This window comes from Candidatus Schekmanbacteria bacterium RIFCSPLOWO2_02_FULL_38_14 (assembly GCA_001790855.1).
GTDB lineage: Bacteria > Schekmanbacteria > GWA2-38-11 > GWA2-38-11 > GWA2-38-11 > 2-02-FULL-38-14-A.
Genome location: MGDH01000020.1, coordinates 1 through 20,082 on the forward strand (window position 1 = coordinate 1; position 20,082 = coordinate 20,082).

17 protein-coding genes are annotated in these 20,082 nt (G+C 34.9%); 6 read left to right on the forward strand and 11 right to left on the reverse strand.

From position 1 onward, the window contains the following. A partial coding sequence (locus A3H37_12085; GenBank protein OGL49958.1) for a hypothetical protein occupies positions 1–1,643 on the reverse strand: 1,643 nt, incomplete at its 3' end. Positions 1,644–1,859: 216 nt separating this feature from the next. Continuing rightward, positions 1,860–2,141, reverse strand: a complete 282-nt coding sequence (locus tag A3H37_12090) for a hypothetical protein (protein ID OGL49959.1) — start codon at positions 2,139–2,141, stop codon at positions 1,860–1,862. Positions 2,142–2,304: 163 nt separating this feature from the next. On the opposite strand from A3H37_12090, the gene A3H37_12095 reads away from it, so the two are divergent. The 4 genes from A3H37_12095 (at position 2,305) to A3H37_12110 (ending at position 5,297) form a co-directional block, all read left to right on the forward strand. Continuing rightward, complete coding sequence (locus tag A3H37_12095) at positions 2,305–3,303, forward strand: hypothetical protein (GenBank protein ID OGL49960.1); 999 nt, start codon at positions 2,305–2,307, stop codon at positions 3,301–3,303. Between the two features lie 2 nt (positions 3,304–3,305). Beyond that, the gene (locus A3H37_12100) at positions 3,306–4,589 is read left to right on the forward strand and encodes a hypothetical protein (GenBank protein ID OGL49961.1); all 1,284 of its coding nucleotides are present in this window, start codon (positions 3,306–3,308) and stop codon (positions 4,587–4,589) included. Positions 4,590–4,703: 114 nt separating this feature from the next. Beyond that, positions 4,704–4,955, forward strand: a complete 252-nt coding sequence (locus A3H37_12105) for a hypothetical protein (protein OGL49962.1) — start codon at positions 4,704–4,706, stop codon at positions 4,953–4,955. A 111-nt stretch (positions 4,956–5,066) separates the two neighbouring features. After that, complete coding sequence (locus A3H37_12110) at positions 5,067–5,297, forward strand: hypothetical protein (GenBank protein ID OGL49963.1); 231 nt, start codon at positions 5,067–5,069, stop codon at positions 5,295–5,297. A gap of 19 nt (positions 5,298–5,316) precedes the next feature. Here A3H37_12110 and A3H37_12115 read toward each other — a convergent pair whose 3' ends face one another. From A3H37_12115 to A3H37_12130, 4 genes are all read right to left on the reverse strand, one after another. Next, a complete protein-coding gene (locus A3H37_12115) occupies positions 5,317–5,601 on the reverse strand; it encodes a hypothetical protein (protein ID OGL49964.1) in 285 nt (94 codons plus the stop codon). Positions 5,602–5,620: 19 nt separating this feature from the next. After that, positions 5,621–6,646 (reverse strand): hypothetical protein, encoded by a 1,026-nt coding sequence (locus tag A3H37_12120; GenBank protein OGL49965.1) that lies wholly within the window; start codon positions 6,644–6,646, stop codon positions 5,621–5,623. A gap of 391 nt (positions 6,647–7,037) precedes the next feature. Further along, positions 7,038–7,538 (reverse strand): 3-isopropylmalate dehydratase, encoded by a 501-nt coding sequence (locus A3H37_12125; protein ID OGL49966.1) that lies wholly within the window; start codon positions 7,536–7,538, stop codon positions 7,038–7,040. A gap of 12 nt (positions 7,539–7,550) precedes the next feature. Next, a complete protein-coding gene (locus A3H37_12130; GenBank protein OGL49967.1) occupies positions 7,551–8,804 on the reverse strand; it encodes a 3-isopropylmalate dehydratase large subunit in 1,254 nt (417 codons plus the stop codon). 124 nt (positions 8,805–8,928) lie between these two features. Here A3H37_12130 and A3H37_12135 point away from each other — a divergent pair, with 124 nt between their 5' ends. Further along, the gene (locus A3H37_12135) at positions 8,929–10,959 is read left to right on the forward strand and encodes a hypothetical protein (protein OGL49968.1); all 2,031 of its coding nucleotides are present in this window, start codon (positions 8,929–8,931) and stop codon (positions 10,957–10,959) included. Positions 10,960–10,985: 26 nt separating this feature from the next. Here A3H37_12135 and A3H37_12140 read toward each other — a convergent pair whose 3' ends face one another. From A3H37_12140 to A3H37_12155, 4 genes are read right to left on the reverse strand one after another with little or no spacing between them, the layout of a single operon-like run. Then, positions 10,986–12,791, reverse strand: coding sequence for a hypothetical protein (locus A3H37_12140; GenBank protein ID OGL49969.1), 1,806 nt, complete (start codon positions 12,789–12,791; stop codon positions 10,986–10,988). Beyond that, positions 12,784–14,478, reverse strand: a complete 1,695-nt coding sequence (locus A3H37_12145; protein ID OGL49970.1) for a hypothetical protein — start codon at positions 14,476–14,478, stop codon at positions 12,784–12,786. The genes A3H37_12140 and A3H37_12145 overlap by 8 nt, the downstream gene beginning before the upstream one ends. 40 nt (positions 14,479–14,518) lie before the next feature. Further along, positions 14,519–15,622 carry a hypothetical protein gene (locus A3H37_12150; GenBank protein ID OGL49971.1) on the reverse strand — a complete coding sequence of 368 codons (1,104 nt, stop codon included), beginning with the start codon at positions 15,620–15,622 and terminating at the stop codon, positions 14,519–14,521. Positions 15,623–15,627: 5 nt separating this feature from the next. Further along, positions 15,628–16,128, reverse strand: a complete 501-nt coding sequence (locus tag A3H37_12155) for a hypothetical protein (protein OGL49972.1) — start codon at positions 16,126–16,128, stop codon at positions 15,628–15,630. A gap of 127 nt (positions 16,129–16,255) precedes the next feature. On the opposite strand from A3H37_12155, the gene A3H37_12160 reads away from it, so the two are divergent. Further along, positions 16,256–17,209, forward strand: a complete 954-nt coding sequence (locus A3H37_12160) for a hypothetical protein (protein OGL49973.1) — start codon at positions 16,256–16,258, stop codon at positions 17,207–17,209. 303 nt (positions 17,210–17,512) lie between these two features. Here the strand turns inward: A3H37_12160 and A3H37_12165 are convergent, their stop codons facing one another. Beyond that, positions 17,513–20,071, reverse strand: coding sequence for a hypothetical protein (locus tag A3H37_12165; protein ID OGL49974.1), 2,559 nt, complete (start codon positions 20,069–20,071; stop codon positions 17,513–17,515). Positions 20,072–20,082: the final 11 nt, after the last annotated feature.

Consider the following 20,082-nt stretch of genomic DNA (forward strand, 5'->3'; position numbering starts at 1 on the left):
ATGTGGTATTTGGGCGCATCCTTTAAAGAATAAATAGAGCTTTTCTTAATAATGACATACACACCGGTGTCTGAGGTCAGATAATTGTACAACTGTTCTCTCTGATGTTCATTTAATTCCTTTACAGGATGGCGCGCATAGAAAAGTATGCTTGGTTTATTAAAACAATAGGATATTAAAACATCATCCTTTTTTATGATATTTCTTGTAAACTCTGACAAATCCCGCAAAGAATCCTGTCTGTATCTTCCAATCTCAGGACCAACATAGATTATTCCTATAAGATGAAAAAGGAATATACTTAATATAAGGGAAAAAATGCTCAGTTGCCTGAGTTTTTTAAACCATGAAATTGAAAAGAAAACAATTCCAACTATTAAAACTGCTGAGAGAATCCATGGTATGTTTTTAAGGTCAATTGTATTGTTGAAAAAACTTGAAACAGAATCACTCTTGAATTTATTAACCATTGCAGGGAAAAAGACAGAAAAGGCTGATATTAAAAAAAAGGTTATGATGAGTATAATGACCGGCAGTTTTAAGTATCTAATCACTTTTTCTTTTTCCTGCATCACATCATCAAATAATTTTCCGACTAAAATAGCCATTGGCGGGAAAAGTGGTGTTATGTATGTAGCAAGTTTTGTTTTTGAAATAGTAAAAAAGAAAAAGACTACAAAAAACCATATAAGTGCGAAAAATTTTATGCTGGCGGTTTCCTTGTTTTTTACCGGAGATTCTTTGATGCTGGTTATTGTATTTAATATGGCGGATGGAAGAAAAATAGCCCAGGGGAAAAACCCTAATAAAATTACAGGCAAGTAGAAGAAAAAAGAACCATCGTGCCCTGAAACAACACCTGCAAACCGGTTGATATTATGCCTGATGTAGAATTGCCATATAAACTCCTCCCTGTGGATCTTGAACATTGCAAGGTTCCATGGAAGAATAATAATTGCCATAACAAAAAATCCCTGAAAAAGCATCATTTTTGAGAATGTGCTGAAGAATGTTTTATTTATAAGAGTAAAGAGAATTATGATTAAAAAAGGAATTACTATCCCTACAGGACCTTTTGTCAGAGTAGCCAAAGCCATGCAGGCATAAAACAGAAGATAAAAATATTTTCTTGACCTGTCATTTCCTGTGTATCCAAGGTAGAAGAGAAAAAGACTTGTGGATATGAAAAATGTCAGGGTCATATCAGTGATTGAAGCCCTTGCCAGGAGTATTATCTGCGATGAAATAGAAAAAACAAGAGAGCTGAGTATTGCAGTGCGCAGACTAAGGAATTTTCTTCCTATGAAGAAAATTAAAAGAACCAGAGAGGTTGCAAATGTCGCTGACCAGAAGCGTGCGGCAAACTCATTGATGCCAAATATTTTGTAGGCAATTGCTATGAGCCAGTAAAAAAGAATCGGTTTGTCGTACCTTATTTTGCCATCAAACCAGGGAGTTATCCAGTCTCTGTTTTCAAGTATATTCCTTGCAGTTTCCGCATAACGCGGCTCATCAACATCAAACAGAGAAATGGCTCCAAGCTTGTAGAAAAAAAGAATATAGCAGCTGCCAAGAATAAGAAAAAGGATTGGCAGAATATTTTTATTTAATGAGTTTTTTAAGTAATTATTAAATGAATCCAATGCAAGAACTTCTACCCTGTTATTTATTAAGATGGATTCTATCTTCCATCTGCAAATATTTAAGTTAATTCTTATAGCATGAAGAAAATAATTGTGTCAATCAGTTTTGCCCTCTTTGTCAAGCCAATTCAGAAATGTCCTGTTTTTATAATACAGGATATTTTCTCAAGGGATGGTCTTTTGGAGGAATGTATTTCTCTTTTATCTTAAAGGGCTTTAAGCGTCGTCTATACTACCCATAAGCACAATCTCCGAACCTCTACCTTCAAGCCAGTCGTGATGGCTTCCGTCCACCTGAAGCATCTCGCCAAAACGCCCTTTTCGCTCTGCCGTTGCCGGCGAACCCTCTTTTTGCGCCCCTTTACCCAAGGCACCCTCCTTTATAAGCCAGTTGCGAAGCGTCTCGTCTTGCTTTAGACTGCCTTCTAAAATCTTTTGCACTACATGAAAACGTTTTAGTTCCTCCTGTGTCGCCATGATAATGTTCTTTCCTGCCATTTACCCTCCTTTTTAATCTAAAAAAAGGGTACTATAGCATCCGTAAATTAGGACATTTCTACTTTGGTGAAATAGGACATTATCATCTTGGCGTTACACAAACCTCTCTAATATATTGACATGACGGATAAAATCCTTTAAGATTTCAAAAACTTTATACCTGATGATAGTTACATATATTTTAACATTTTTCCTCTCTTTTTTTCTCTCAATCTACGGGACACCGATTGCTCGCAAGGCTGCTACTCAGTATGGAATTGTTGACAAGCCTGATGGCAATCTCAAAACCCATCAGGAACCTGTCCCGTATCTTGGGGGGTTAAGCATATATCTTGCGTTTTTGCTCTCTCTGAGTTTTACCTTTGATTTTAACAAAGAAGTTCTTGGAATAATCCTTGCAGGAACCATTATTGTTCTGCTTGGGTTAATAGATGATTTCGGGGTATTAAGTCCGCGCAACAAATTCATTGGCCAGTTTATCGCTACATTCATACTCATCAAAGCAGGAGTAATGATAACAGTCGTTGCCCTTCCACATTGGCTGGCAATTGCCTTAACATTCTTCTGGATAGTGGGGATTACAAACGGCTTTAATATAATTGATATAATGGATGGATTGTCAACAGGCATTGCCTTTTGGGTTTCAATCTTTTTTTTCATAGTTGCAGTATTGAATGAAAAAACAATGATTGCCACTCTTACAATGGCTTTGGCAGGAAGCCTTCTTGGCTTTTTATGGTATAATTTTGAGCCTGCAAAAATATACCTTGGAGATGCAGGGAGCATGTTTATAGGAATGATTCTCGGCTCTCTTGCAATGACAGGAAGCTATTCTGATGTAAACCATGTAGGTTTTATTGCACCGCTTATAATTCTCGGGCTCCCGATTTTTGATACATTTCTTGTAATGTACATAAGATTTTTGAGAGGTCAGTCTGTTTTTAAAGGAAGTTCAGACCACTTTGCCTTACGCTTGAGAAAATGGGTTTTTTCAAAAAAAGCAACAGTAATTGTCAGCTATGGTGTAACTGTATTGCTTGGAATAATGGCAATCATTATGATTCATTCATCAAACTCTGTGGCGCTTTCAATATTTTCAGGTGTAATCCTGCTTTTCCTTGTTACCGCATACTTCTTAAAGAAGGTTGATATGGGGCTTTAGTGATGAAAGCAAAGATTATCCACATAATAACAAAACTGGAACTTGGCGGCGCACAGCAGAACACCCTCTTTACTGTAAAGAACCTTGACAGGGATATCTTTGAACCTGTCCTTATATCAGGCACAGGAGGAGTTTTAGATGAAGAGGTAAAAAGGCTTGAAGGGGTAAGAGTCTTTTTTGTCCCTGAGCTTGTACGGGAAATAAATCCTTTAAAAGATATTATAGCCCTTCTCAAACTCACAAAAATCCTCTTCAGAGAAAAACGCGAGCTTTTAACCTCAGAAAAAAAAAATAACAACATAAATTACTATTCACTGTTCACTGTTTACTGTTCACTTCCTATAGTCGTCCACACCCACAGTTCAAAAGCCGGGATTTTAGGAAGATGGGCTGCAAGGCTTGCAGGAGTTCCGTTTATCATCCATACCTTTCACGGCTTTGGATTCAATGATTACCAGAACTTTTTCAAAAAAAATCTTTTCATATTTCTTGAGCGCCTTACAGAAAAAATAACCTCTCGCTTCGTCTGTGTTTCAAGGGCTAATATCAAAAAAGGGAAAAGGCTTGGTATTTTTATTGAAAAAAAAGTTTCCCTGATAAGAAGCGGAATCGAGATTGAAAAATTCATGAACGCTGGTAATAATCCCCCCAGCCCCCCTTTGACAAAGGGGGGCAATGGGGGATTTTCTGAAGAGATAAGGAAGCTGTTGAAAATAGACAAAAACGGAGCATCAAAAGTCCCGATAGTTGGAATGATTGCCTGCTTTAAACCCCAGAAAGCCCCTCTTGATTTCTTAAAGATAGCAGCAAAGGTAAAAAAAGAAGTTGAAGCTAAATTTGTCCTTGTCGGCGATGGTGAGTTGCGCAAAGAAATAGAAGCTGATATAGAAAGCTCAAATCTGAAAGATGACGTAATTCTTGCAGGATGGCAGAGGGATATCCCGCAGGTTTTGAAATGCTTTGACCTGCTTTTACTGACATCTTTATGGGAAGGCTTACCACGTGTAATCCCTGAAGCAGTAGCCTCAAATATCCCTGTGATTGCCACTGATGTGGACGGCACAGCAGAAGTCATACAGGATGGAGTCAATGGCTACCTTCTTAAGCCACACAACATTGACGGATTTTCAGAAAAAATCACCTATCTTCTGAAAAACAAAACCGTACTTGAGGATTTCAGAAAATCAGGAAAAGAAATCTTAGCTGAATTTGACATAAATGAGATGGTAAAAAAACAAGAGAAGCTTTATCTTTCATTATTAAACTCTTCTGAAAAATTAGATTAAAATCCCTGTCTTCTTAAATAATTTTCAAAGATTTGATATTCTGTTTGTATAAAAAAATTAAGCAGAGATAAGGTAAAGAAACAGCAATGGATAATTGAGCACATATTTGGGACTATGAAGAGGAATTTTAATCATGGCTATTTTCTTACCAGAGGGATTGATAAGGTTGGAGAGGAGATGGGCTTAACAGTTCTTGCCTATAATATAAGGAGAGTTCTGAATATATTAGGAATAGATGGTCTGATAGCAGCAGTAAAGTTAAAATCTAATAAAATATTTAATGTTTTAGGAAATATATGGGAAAAAACTAAAAAGTTTTTCTCCTGGTGGCTAAAAACTACCTATATAGAAGTAATATGTACCTAATTGCTTCTGGTTCTCACACAGTCTGACGTCCCCCTTTCCTCTTCTGAAAAAGTTGCAATAATCTGTATATCTCGGTAAGATAAAAAATAAGCCCTATTGGAGGAATTTCATATGTCATCGAAAATAGAAAAGATTGAGAAGGAAGTTTTCAGACTTCTTTCTCATGTAAGAGCTATATTAGCGGAGCACATCATAAGCAGTTCAGATGAGGAAGAAGATCCGGAAGCAGAAAGGTTGTGGATTGAAGAGGCTGAACATCGTTATAAGGAATACAAAGAAGGCAAGGTAAAAGCAAAATCTGCAGAGATGGTATTTAAAGAGGTTCGCTCAAAACCGGAATGAAGACTGTTGTGTTCCTCCCTTAAGCATATTTTCCGGTTACTACTGCTTTTGGAACTCCCTCAACTTTCTTTGCTTTAATTTTTATCGCATCAAGAGGGCAGTTTTTTATACACTCCATACACCCTGAACAGCTTGGCCAGTACCATGCGTCTAAATGAAAGTCTTCATCTTCAGCTTCCTTATATTTTTCAATTCTGGCTAAGTGCATCTTGAAAACTGCCTGTGGACAAACTTCAAGACATTTCCTGCATTTAGCAGGAACTTTACATTTTTCATGATCTATTGTTATTTCCATTTGAATCATTTTTATTTCCTCCTGAAAATTACCATGCCTCACTTATACCTGGGCATTTTCGTCTTTCAACCAGTTTAATAGCTGCATTTGGACAATGTTTTTCACATTGGCCACAACCAAAACACCTCTTCATATCAATCGAGATTTTATTACGAGACAGTCCCATGCTCATAGCACCGAACTGGCAATACCTGAGGCAATAACCACATCCTGTACAATTTTCAAAAACAGGCTGGGCACAATATTCACCTTTGAGTATTATGGAATCAACACCATAATCTATTCTTCCCCTTATTCCCTGACATACAGGATATTCACAATTGCAGATTCCTCCTATATAAGGAACATTAAATGTCCAGAGGGAATGAACAAATCCTTTTTTATTGAAATGCTTTAGATGTTCTTTTGCTTCCTTAACACTTAAAAATGTAAGCCCTCTGAAAGTTTCAGGCCATCTTTCCCACTTGTAAAGACCAACTCCGAGAGAGAAACAGTAATTAGCTTCACTTTTATTCATCATTCCTCTTGTCTCTCTGCGGCATATGCATTGCATAAGTCCTATAGGATAAGTTAAATCCATCATATCAAGGGCTTCTTCCAGGGTTATAACCTGACCAAAGTGATATTTACCCATAAAACTTGCTACTTTTCTTTTCATTTGAGGGAGGCTCTCAACATCAACTCCTGTAGCATCAACTACTTCTTTTAAAAGGTCAGTAAACATTATATCTAAGTCAGTAGGCACTCCTGGCGGTATTTGTACCTCTCCCTTATCATTAAGGAAATAAGAGAAGTTACTCTTTGTTACTCGCAATTCTGCATTCTCTCCTGCCTGTGCCAGTAAATCTTCTATTATAACAGGAGGCTTTGGGGAAATTGAAGATATCCTTCCTTTTTCCGGGTCAATCTTTATAGGAACTCCTCCCATATGCTGTGTAAATTTATCTTGCTTCTCAACCTTCTTTTTCCTGTTGCTATACATTCGTGCAGCAAAGTTTGACGCGTTTTCAAACCACTTACCGCCATCTGCGTGTGTTGTGCAAAAATGACACATATTTATTTTCCTCCTCCGAGAGTGTTTTTTCTGATTAACATATTCATTTTCATTGTTATTATCATAAAATCTATTTTGATTTACTTATACTTTTTTAAACTTCCATTTTTCTCTTTTTCCATGATTCATCAAAAATAAATATAAGTTATATTGCTTTAAAAAACAATCAAACGTTAGTTTGAATTCTAATGTTTTTTCATTACTTTGTCAAGGAAATTTTTCTGTGATTTTTTTAATTTTATTAATTTCTTTTAACTATTTGATTTTTAATTAAAATAGTAATCAAAATATAAGAATTTTCAAGATTAGCAATAACCTATTAAAATAAATTTGTAGCTTTGTTAGAAGTTAATACTGCTTTTAAAGTAGTATCTGTAGAGTAATTGATTTGTTAATCTGCCTTTAGCATCCCATGCTTTTTAATGTAAGGAACAAGTCCGCCTTCCAATAATATTTTGTTCATAAGCGAAGGGAAAGGGGAAAAAGTGAGCTCTATATTTTTAGATTTATCAATAACAGTTCCTTTTATTATATCTATTTCTAACTCATCTCCTTCATCTATTGATGATGTGTTACAGATAATAGCTGGCAAACCTACATTTATACTGTTTCTATAAAAAATTCGTGCAAAACTTTTTGCTAAAACTGCATCAATCCCTGACATTTTTATTATTGTTGGAGCGTGTTCACGGCTTGAGCCAAGGCCAAAATTTTCTCCGGCAACTATAAAATCTCCTTTTGAAATCATATCTGAAAACCCGGGCTTTGCGTCTTCCATAACATGTTTTGCAAGCTCCGGTAGATTCGACCTTAAGTGAAAAAGTCTCCCCGGTGCAATAAGGTCTGTGCTGATATTATCTTCAAATTTCCATACCTTGCCATTTAATAACATATAGTTACTCCTTTACAGAAATTCTCTTGGATCAGCTATTTTACCCTTAATTGCTGTTGCCGCAGCTACAGCAGGTGAGCCGATGTATATAAATGCTTTTGGATTTCCCATCCTTCCCTTAAAATTTCTTGGCTGTGTTGCAAAGCAGACCTCTCCATCTGCTAATACCCCTTCGTGAACTCCAACACATGCACCGCATCCAGGACCTGTTACAACCCCCCCTGCTTCAACAAATATCTTTAAAATTTCTTCGTTCAAAGCCTCAAGATATGTCCTTCTTGAAGCAGGTGTAACAATTAATCTTGTTCCATGCTTAACTTCTTTTCCTTTTAATATTTTTGCTGCTTCCCTTAAATCTTCAATCCTGCCATTACAGGAAGTCCCGATAAAAACCTCATCTACCTTTATATCTTCAATTTCTTCTATAGTTTTTACATTATCAACCATATGGGGACAGGCAATCGTTGGTTTAAGAGAAGAAACATTTATTTCAATAATCTTTTCAAAAACCGCATTAGGGTCTGAAGAAATTTCTCTAAATTTATTTCCTCTGCCCATTTTCTCCAGAAAAACCTTTGTCTTTTTATCAGAGGCAAAGAGCCCGACCTTAGCTCCTGCTTCAACTGACATATTAGCTATCGTCGCCCTTGCATCTACCTCCATATTATCTATTGCTTCTCCTGTAAATTCCAGGGCTTTATAAGTTGCACCACGGCTTGAAATTTTTCCAATTAAATGAACTATCAAATCTTTTGAATATGCTCCCTTTTGGAATTTACCATTGACTATAATTCTAAAAGTCTCCGGAACTCTCATCCAAGTTTTTCCAAAGGCAAAAGCAACAGCAACATCAGTTGAACCCATTCCTGTTGAAAAAGCGCATAAAGCCCCATTTGTGCATGTATGCGAATCTGCACCAATAATCACATCCCCCGGATTGGCATAAGATTCAAGTGAAACATGATGAGAAATACCTCCTCCTACTTCTGACAAAACCGCACCGGTCATATCAGCAAACTCTCTGAGCAGTTTGTGGTCATTGCTTAATTCAAGTCTTGGACTGGGAGAGGCGTGGTCAAGAAAAAGGATTGTTTTTTTGGGGTTACGAATCTTTTCTATCCCCATCTTCTCTATTTGCCCAATCGTTAAAGGTCCTGTCCCATCCTGAACATAGCATAGATCAACGTCAGCAATAACAATCTCACCTGCCTTTACTTCTCTTCCGCAATGCTGGCTTATGATTTTTTCAGATAAAGTAAGACCCATGGCTTTCTCCTGAGATTTTTTATTGGCATTCCAAGAAATTTTTATTCTTTTCTTTATTTGAGAATTATTTTAAACTATTAGCTCATTGACAACATTTTGTAAAGAAGGTAATTTTTTGTTGTAGATGAATCCAAAAATTAAAGATTTCTTATGTTTTCTGATATTAGCTTTTTTAGGCTTTATTGTCTACTCTAACTCCTTTAAAGTACCTTTCCTCTATGACGACAGGGCTCTAATCCCTTACAGCAAATGGAATATAATTCCTTTTTACTTTTACTTCAGTAAAAATGACTTTGGAAATTTTTTAAAAAGCATATTCCAGACAAACAGGCCAATCCTCGCTTTTAGTTTCTTTTTAAATTACAAGTTAGGTGACTTAAACCCTTTCTCATACCATATAGTAAACTTAACTTTTCATATTTTGACAGCTTTTCTTATATATTTAACACTTAAAAATATCATCGAGAATCCCCTCATCCCTGTGCTTTCTGCCTCTATTTTTTTAGTTCATCCAATAACTGTTGAATCAGTAACATATATCTCAAGCCGGTCATCAATCCTGAGCGCTTTCTTCTATATAGTTCCATTTTATCTTTTAAGCAAAAAAAAATTAAAAAATTCTAACTCAATTATCTATTATATTTTATCAATCTTCTCGTACCTGTTTTCTATAGGATGTAAAGAAATTGGCATTACCTTGCCTTTAATGCTTCTTATCTATGATTATTTTTTCCTCTCAGGGGAAAACAAAAAGGAATTAATGAAAAGAGCTAAAGGCTGTTATATCCCAATGGGGATTCTTACATTAGTGATGATATTTTTAAGATTTAATTTTGCATTGTCTCTTCAAAGCCCGGATCAAGCCGTAAGAGGACTCTACCCACATATACTGACTGAGATATATATCTTCGCATATTATCTTATTAAATTTTTCCTGCCAATAAATTTAAATGTTGATCCAGATTTTAATCTGGCAAGTTCTTTACTCCAATTCAATTTCCTTCTCTCTGCGATTCTTTTAGCATCACTTATCTTGATAGCATGGTATTTCAGGAAAAAATCTAAAATCCTTTCTTTTGCTATAGCATGGCTTCTTATAACAGTTTCACCTCATTTTTTAATCAGGCTAAGGGACCTTATGGCTGACAGGTGGCTTTATTTATCTCTTATAAGTTTAAGCTTTTTATCCGGGACTGTTTTTCTTAAAACTTTGATTTTTTTTAAAGAGGGGGTTCTCAAAAAAACTTCTATTAAAGTAATTTACACAGGATTAATTCTATTTATCACTTTTTTATCAATACTCACCTTTAACAGGAATTTTGTATGGGAAAGTGAAATTGCTCTCTGGTCAGATGCAGTTAAAAAATCCCCCGATAAAGAAAGACCCCATAGCAACCTGGGTAAGGCTTATACTGACAAGGGAATGATTGATGAAGCACTTGCTGAATTTAAAAAAGCGATTGAGATAGATTCCTCTTCAGGCCAGGCTCATTACAATCTCGGAAATTGCTATTACGGAATGGGGAAAGTAGATGATGCGATAACGCAATACGGACTCTCGATAAAAGCCAATCGTAATTATGTGTTAGCCTATAATAACTTAGGTATAGCTTATTTTTCCAAAGGACTTTATGAAAAGGGGGTAAGAGCCTGTAAGAAGGCAATAAAAATAAATCCTTTCTTATATCAGCCTTATTATAATCTTGGGAATTACTATCAGAAAATGGGGAAAACAGATGATGCCATAACACAGTATAAAATCGCTTTAGAAATTAATCCCGGCTACGCAACAGCCTATAATAACCTTGGAACAGTTTATTTTGCCAAAGGGCTTTATGGAGATGCAGTTAATTCATATATGAAAGCAATAGAAATCTCACCAAATTTTGCAGAAGCTTACAGCAACTTAGGAAATGCATATAGAAAAATGAATATCCCGGGAAAAGCGGTTCAGGCATACAGGAAAGCTCTGGGTATAGATTTTAATCTTTTTGAGTCCCACTATATGCTTGCTTCATCCTATATGCAGATTGGAGCTTACAAAAATGCATTTGAAGAATTCGGAATATGCCTTCGGTTTAGAACAGATATCCGCACATCAGAAGATATAAGAAAAAAAATGAAGTCTCTGCAGGAAAAGTTAAAAATGAAATAGAAAAGCAGAATGGATAAAACCTTTTCTCACTCCTTCTTTTTAAATTCATAAATTTTAATTATAGGTCCTTTTAAAGATTTATCAGGTCTGATTTCTTTAATCAGTTTTGAGTAATTCTCTGGTCTTAATTTTAAAGTAACTTCTTTCTCATTATATTTATAGACTCCTGTAACCAGATAGTCTACGGCATTTTTTTTCAAGTAATCAGACCCCATATCTTCTTCTAAAAATTTTTGCTTAAAATGCTTAAAAATTAAATAATCTCTGTCTGAAAGCGTCAAATCAGGGGCATCTCCCATTAAAACGATTTTAGATTTTTCCCTTATATTATTCTCTATCCATCTAAATCCCTCAACAAGCGTACTCCCCTCATGGAAGGGTTTAACAGCTGCAATAGAATTTCTAAAGGGAACAATCGAACAGGTTATAATTATCAATAATGCAAATATCTCTCCTAATCTTTCACTAACTATCCATCCCCCGGTTTTATTTCTTCTGATTATAAGAGAAAGTTTGTCAGCACTAAAGAATATAAATGCCGCACAATATATTGCAGCGAAAGGGAGTACCGGAAGCACAAAACGGCCCATACTTACCTTCCAGTTACTGACCATTAAAAAATATATAACTATCCAGGAAACCGGTATAAAATTTTTTCTATTCAAGCTGACTATTGCTCCCAGAATAAAAAAAATAAAAAATATTAATCCCCCTCCTCCGGTCAACATCCTGAGGTAAGATATAAAAGATGGCGGGAAGTTTTCTGATACCCATAGTTTATTTTCATAAAAGCCAAGGGCTGTGACCTTAAGGGCAAATTTAAAATCCCTGAAAAACGAGGTGAAGTCAAAAAGAATATATGGGGAAATAATAAAAAAAATAATTACAAATATAAGAGCACTGTAAATTATCTTTTTATTTAAATAAGTGATATAAATTAATTTTTTAAAGGGGGTGAAATATCTCACCAGGAAAGAAAGCAGCAGAAAAATAATTCCCACTCCACAAAAAGCAAATCTTACCTTTTCTATGAAATAATACCCCAGGTCCCCTTTCTCAATTCTATCCTTATAGCTAAAAACCTTCCCGAAAATATAAAAGGCCTGCGATGAAGCAAGAAAAAGGCTTACTCCTAAAAAGAAAATACCAAGAGTCAAAATCAAATAAAATCCTGTCTTCTCTTTCTTAAGATCATACTGAATTTTTTGGAGCCTGGAATATTGAACTACAAGAAACGATCCATAGATTACAACTATTAATAAAAGAGCTGTATACTTTGTGGAGCTGCTTAGTCCCCCCATTATACCTGCCAGAATAAAATATTTTAAACTATCTTCCTCTATGATTGCAATGCAAAAATAAATTGTTGCACAAATAAAAAGGGTCAGCGGTATATCAACTATCGCATAATGACTGCTAATAATATGGGAAGAGAAAATGGAGAAGAAAAATGCTGATGCAAGGGCAACTCTCCTGTCAAATAACTTTTTCCCAATAAAATAAATTACCAGAACATTGAGAGTACCGAAAACTGCCGACACAAATCTCCCTGTGAGATAGAATACAGATTTACTTGCTGTTATTTTAAAAAAAGCAGGGATTAAAGCATTTAGTATCTTAAATATTATGAATAAAAAATAAACTAAAAAGGACGGGTAATAAAAAACATGAGGGTTTAAATCCCAATTAAACATTTTTAGTGCTGGTTCGATTTGAGACCACTCATCAGGATGGAGGTGCAATGGAAGACCGTAATTTATTCCGGAACTTCTGAGAATAAAGGAACCGGCTAAAATTATGATTAAAATTAAAAAGGATAATTTCTTATGCACTAATTTCCTTTTTTGTTATCCTGTATTTTAAAAGCAGACTATCTTTAGAAAATCCATTATTAATAAAATCCCACGGGAATAACTCTTCTTCTTCTCTATCTCTGTAATTGTAGAAATCAGGATTAATATTAAGTTCTCTGAATGATTTATACCAGTTGCCGTTATTATCCAATGTTTTTAATAATACTTCAGACACCCGCCTGTCTCCTCTTGACAACATAGCCTGTACATAGCTCCATTTGGGGACATCAGTTGTTACTGAGATATTGCTCACACTTCTGAGAGACTTTCGCAAAAAGGTTAACTTTTCATTTAATCGTGCTACTTCCTCCATAGAATGCCATTGAAATGGAGTAAAAGGTTTTGGAATAAATGAACTTATACTTGATGTTATCTTTCCAAGGCGTGCTCTTTCCTTTGCTTCTTCAACCATTCTGTGTTTTATTTTTTTTACTAAATCCACTATTGCTTCTATGTCGTCCCATCTCTCGCCTGGTAGTCCTACTAAAAAGTAGAGCTTTAAGTTCAGGATTCCTCTTGCAACTGCATACTGAGCTTTATCAAGTATTGTTTCTTCTTTCAGAGGCTTTCCTATTAATGTTCTTATTCTTTCACTGCCGCCTTCAGGAGCTAATGTCAGCGAGTTCTGTCCCTTTTCTGTTAATAATTCTAAAAGCGGGTCTTTTAAACCTTCAAAACGTATTGATGAGATTGAAGGAATTATCTCCTTGCCAATTAAACTCTTGCAGAGAAAGTCAAATTCGGGATGGTCTGAAATTGATGAGCCAAGAAGCCCAATTTTTTTTGTAAGCCTCAACCCATTTTCTATTGAAAACAGAAGGTTGTTTGCATTTCTATACCTTCCTTCACCGCTCAAATTTCCGATTAAGCAGAATTTGCAACATCTAGAACACCCCCTTGCAACTTCTACAAGATACATATTTGAGAATTCTGTATTTGACGTCAGAATTCTTGAAACAGTTTCAGTGCTGTTTAAATCATTTACTCTTCCAATAATGACATTTTTCTTTCTTTCTTTTTTATTTCTAAATTTTTTAACGGTCCCGTCCTTATTATAGCTAACTTCAAGAAAACTTGGTATGTAAACTTCTTTGGCTGAGTCAAAGTATCCGAGAAAATCTTCCTTGTTATTAGCTTCAGTTTTTGCACTTTTATAATTTTTTAAAAATATTTCTAAAACTTCTTCTGCTTCTCCCATCACAAAAAGGTCAACAAATTCAGCGATTGGTTCAGGGTTTGAGGTTGGTGCAATACCGCCAGCGATGATTAAAGGGTCAGAGAGGTTTCTTTCTTTGGTTTTGAACTTGATTCTTGACAGATTGAGAATTTTTAAAAGGTTTAAAAAATCACTTTCAAAGGATATTGAAAAAGCAATGATGTCAAATTCCTTAATTGGTTTCTGAGATTCTAAAGAAAAGAGCGGTGTGCTGGTTCTGTTATGTTCAATTAAATCTTCTTCATTTGGGAGAAAACTTCTTTCACATACAACATCAGAAAAACTATTAAAAAGATAATATATATTTTGAAAACCAAGGTTTGACATCCCAATATAATATGTATTGGGATATATGAGAGCAACTGATGTTTTCCCTCCAAAATCCTTTCGGATAGTACCTTGTTCTTCTTTTAAAAAACTTCTAGCTTTTTCAATTAATTTCCATGACATGAAACAATGCCGGAAAAAGGTTTAAAGAATAGAATCTTTATCAGGTCAAGTGGTGTCTGTAAATTATTCCCTGTATTTCCTTTAAAATTATTTTTATAACTTCATAAACAGGGACAGCGAGAATCATTCCGATAATGCCCATCATGTGTTCTCCAACAAGGATCGCAAGCAATACAATTACCGGATGAATCTTAACAGCATTAGAAATTACAATAGGAATTATCAACAAATCATCTATAAGCCTTATGGTAATAAAGAGAATTAAAACTTGGAAAACATCTGTCAGGTTTCCTGACTCAAGCAATACTACAATAATAGCAAGAGAACTACCTATTAAAGGTCCAAGATAAGGAACAACATTTACGATTCCGGCAATTATTCCAATAAACAAAAAGTAATTGACATTAAGAAAATAGAGTCCTGTCGCAGATAGGGTACCTATTATAAAACATTCTATAATCATACCACCAAGATAGTTTCTAAGCTGGCTGTCTATCCTGTGAAGAAAATTCAATGAGACTTCAAAATATCTGTTTGGAACAAGGCTGATTAAATATTTTTTGATAGCTCTGCTTTTCAGAAGAAGAAAAAAAGTAATAAAAGGTACAAATATGAAAAGAGGCAAAATTGATATTACACTGAATACTGTTGAGATAGAAAGTAACTCATTAAACCCATTGACTGCTGTTTTAGACATAGAATCTAAAAGATTTTCAACAATATATATTTCTCCAATTATTGGGAATCTTTTTTGGAATGAAGACTGTAGGTAATAGAGTTTATCTTTTATATAAGCAATTTTATTCAGACTGAGTTCTTTGTACTCGGGAAGTTTTTTCTGAATTGTATCAATCTGACTTATAAGAAGCGGACCAAGATTGAATACACCAATTACCAGAATGGCTCCAATTACTAAAAAGGCAATTGATACAACTATTACACGTGTTATACCCAACCTCTCAATTCTATCTACTATTGGAAGGAGGAGATATGAAATGATAGCAGCAATAAAGAGGGAAATAAGGGGTTGGCGGAGAAGATAAAAAATGCTTACCGCAAGAATTAAAATTATAACAATTCCAATCAGGTCATAAATTAAATTTTTTTTCTGGTATTTGCTGGTAATTATTATTGATTCGTTCATTGAAATCAGGCTAGAGTTGATTCATGGTCGCTGAGTTTTTTATATAATTTAACGTTTGCCCGTCTGAGTTTTGATGAAAGAAGTATTGCAATATTGTAGAGCAACTTGAATCCGAGTTTCTTGTTCCTGTGGATCAAAGCGTCAAAATCATGTTTGAATATTCCGAGAATCTGGGCATCACCATCTGCAATTACATGGACCGAACGTGGTTCGTTTCCAAAAAGAGACATTTCTCCGAATACTTCTCCTTCTTCTATCTTCTCAAGAATTTCCCCTTTTCCCCCAACAGAACCTAAGACGACATATGCATTCCCCTTTTTTATTATGTATATTGCTAGTCCGGGCTCTTTGCTTTGAATAATGATTTCTCCATCTTTGTATTCTCTCAGATGGGTTATCATTTCCAGTTCATTTATTTCTTTGTTGGTGAGATTTTTTAGCAACGGATTGTGTTTTGAAAAATTTATAAGCCCCTTTAATTTTTCTTTAGAGCCAAATAATGGCATTCTCTATTTTCTCCTTGTATACAATTTAGAGTTTAACTATATAAGAAAATTCAAGTCAACAGATATTTAAGGTTACTTAGAAATAGATTTTCAGTAACACTTATAGCTGATAGCTAATAGCTAATTTATGAATCTCAAACAAAAAGATACTCTAATATATTTTAAATCTGAGAGTCTTTCCAGAGCAGGACTTGGAACCCATGCCTTCTGCAGCAGAAAAGGTGGTTTAAGCAGTCCACCTTTTAATTCACTCAATCTGAGTTATAATGTTGGAGACAGGAATGATATAGTTTCTGAAAACTACAAAATTGTCGGAGAAAAGCTTGGAATAAACCACGAGCATTTTATAACAGTTAATCAGTCTCATGGAGACGGGATACTGATAATTGATGAGTTTCCTGAAAATCTGAAAGAGTTTGCTATTAAAACAAAAAATTTGGGAAATGATGCATTAATTACAAATAAGCCTTTAATCCCTATAGGAATCCTCACTGCTGATTGCCAACCGATAATGTTTCTTGACAGGAAAAATAGAGCCATTGGAATCGCACATGCAGGATGGAGGGGGACGGTTTTACGGATTGGACAGAAGGTATTTGGAGAAATGAAGAAACTTTACGGGACAAATCCCAATGATTGCCTGATTGCTTTTGGCCCATCAATCAGGCAATGTTGCTATGAAGTAGGGGAAGAAGTTATTGAAAGTTTAAAGAAGGAATTTTCAAACTGGGAAAACTTCGTTACGCAAAAAACATTTATGCCTCAACACGACACAAAAGATAATGGGAATACCCCTTCCTCACCCCCCTTTAGTAAAGGTATAATCCCCCTTAGTCCCCCTTTATTAAAGGGGGATTTAGGGGGATTTTCTGAGAGAAGAAAATCTAAATGGAATTTTTCTTTAGATGACCTAAACCTTTTTCAGATGACTGAAATCGGAATCCCGCTTAAGAATATTTCAAAAATCAACCTATGCACAAGTTGTAATAATTATTTGTTTTTTTCTTACAGGAGAGAAAAAGGAGTCACTGGAAGATGTTTGTCTTTTATAATGCTGAACGGGGATAAGGATAATCTCTAAAAGGGTTCAAGGATTCGAGGGGTCAAGTGTAAAAAAGGTAAAAAGTAAATTACCCCATGCTTCCGCACGGGGGTTTCAGGTTTTATTTTTGCTAAATATATGGTGAACAAATAAGCAAAGGGAAAAATGGAATATAACTCTATGCAAAAATTATCATGCAAAATAATCGCTGGTGCAAAACCCTTTGAAGCGTTTAAAAATATCATTGATGATGAGTTGAAAAAAGCAGAGAGTGAGAAGAAGGGTGGATTTTGAGATTGCCACGCTCCTGTTAGTCGCTCGCAATGACAGGCGATATGACTATTATGGCCAGAATCTTGGAAGCTCAATTAATTCTTTTTCAAAAGGTTTTAGCTGGTCTCTAAATCTGTCAGTATTTAAATTCAATTCTTCAGCAAGCTTTAATATCATATTAATCAGTTCGTACTTGTCAGTATCTTTTTCCTTTAAAACAAAAGGGTCAATCAAACCCGGGAGTTTTTTTCCCAAAAATTCAAATAATAAATTTTGAGAATTTGTCATTGAAGGATTCAGAGAAATGCTTTTTAGAACTCCGAGAAATGATTTTATAGAAATACATTTATCCTTTCCATGAGTTTCCGTCAATTCAAAAATTTTATTTTCAAAAACTAAAGAAAACTTCTCACTTATCTTCCTTGTGTCAAGATTGAGATCTAATTTGCGGGCAGTTTCAGTCAACTCTTTTAACTTTTTTGGGCTATTTGTATCAGGGTTTTTTAGAAAATCATCAGTTTCTTTTAATAAATTTAACGAGAAAGTATATTCAAGAGAGGCTTTAATTGCAGGGGAAATTGTGATTTTGTTCTCTAAAAGAGTATTGAAGAGGATTAAATTATTTTCAAAAATCTCTGTGATTTCTTTTCTTAATGGGGCTACTTTTTGAGCTGCTATTTTAAGCAGAAGTTTTCCTCTTTCATCAGGCAGTATATCTTTTATTTCCAGTGGTGATATTTTAAAAAGCTTGAATATCTGTGATTCAACTTTTTCAACTGAATATTTTAAAATTTCTCCAAATATTTCTTTCAGGTTAAGAAATTCTTTTTCACTCTTAACCTCAATAAGATAATCTCTTATATCGAGTTCATCTTTCTGTATACAGATAAACAGGTATGATGTTGTTTCTTGCAACCCTATGCTTTCTGCTCTAACTCTTCCGAGAATATATTTATACTGTTCCTTCTTATGGAATATTATTTCTTCTGCTTTGAGTGTGTAACCATATAATTCATCAATACTGTTATCTCCAAAGAAAACGTGGCTGACAACAAGTTGATGAGCTATTTTTCTCAAGGTGTCAAAATAGGGATTTGTTTCTGAAAGAAATATATTTTTCCCAGATATTTTTGTCTGATTTCCGGCTGCTTTTTCTAATTCCTTCAAAAAAGGAAGAATGAAATCAGCAGGAGTAAATTCTTTTACAAGCTCACAGGCTTTAGCTGCAAATTTTAAATTCTGTATTGCTTCAATTCCCTCTATGTCATCAAAAAACCATGCGCAGCTTGTGTGCATCTGGATAGCATATCGCTGGGATTCAAGAAGCTTTAAAACCTTTGATTTTGAAGTTCTGTCATTTTTGTCTTTAAGGTGTTTTTCGAAAAAAAGAGAAATACTTGCTTCAGACCAGTTATTAACAATTATGTCTCCATAGTCATTCCTTGCTTCCCATGGGTCACGAATATATTTTGATGATTCTTTTTCATATACTTTGGCTAACTCATCAGCAAGGATATCAACAGCCTTTTTTAGCGGGGTTCTCCATTTCTGGTTCCATCCTTTTATTTTGTTTATACTACAACCACAGTCTTCCTTCCATCTTTTAACTCCATGGAAGCAACTCCAAGAAGTCCCTTCACTATCATCTCCGAAATTTAACTCAACTTCAAACTCCGGAGGAGAGATTTTAAGGAAATTGGAATAATTGGTTATAATTAAATTTTGGTTCCTGGCTTCTTTCTTGAAAAAATAGGCGATGCACATATCCCCGAATGGTTCGTGATGGCCATATGATTCTCCATCTGTGCAAATATTTATCAGACAGGAATTCTTAAAATCTTTTGGGATTGCTTCCTTTATTTTTGAGACAAGAAAGTTTGCATTTTTTAAAAGGTGTTCAAAAGCTATAGCCTTTGAGATATCTTTTTGATAGAAAATAACCGCCAGAGATTTATCAGCAGGGATAGCCCTTTTAGAATAGACTTTGTAAGTTCTGGTTGTGTCTATATTCCCGTTTCTTGCATCTGTCCATTCTCCGTCAGGAATTTTCCTTATTCTTAAAGCCTGATAAGGTGATAAAATTGAAAAATTTATTCCCTGCTCTATCAGGCACTCAACAGTTTCGCTGTTAATGGCTGCTTCAGGAAGCCAGATTCCTTCTGGTTCCCGTTTAAATCTTTTTATGAAATCTTTCTTTCCCCATAGAATCTGAGTTGTTTTGTCTCTTCTTGGTATTAACGGCATAATTACGTGATTATAGACCTGAGCAATTGCATTTCCTTTGCCATTATTTTCAACCTGACTAACCCTGTCAGCTTCAATTATTTTTTTATATGTTTCAGGATATTTCCGTTCAAGCCAGGATGCAAGAGTGGGTCCAATATTAAAGCTTAAAAATTGAAAATTATTTACTATATCAAGAACTTTACCTTTGCTATCCAGCACCCTTGAAGCAGTATTAGTTTTATAACATTCTTCGTGAATACGTTCATTCCAGTCGTGATAAGGGAATGCAGATGGTTGTACTTCGATGGTTCCAAGGAATGGATTTTCCCTTGGTGGCTGATAAAAATGACCGTGGATTACAACATAAACTTTTTTTTCTAACTGCTTTAAATCCTCTGGCACAATGTTTTCCT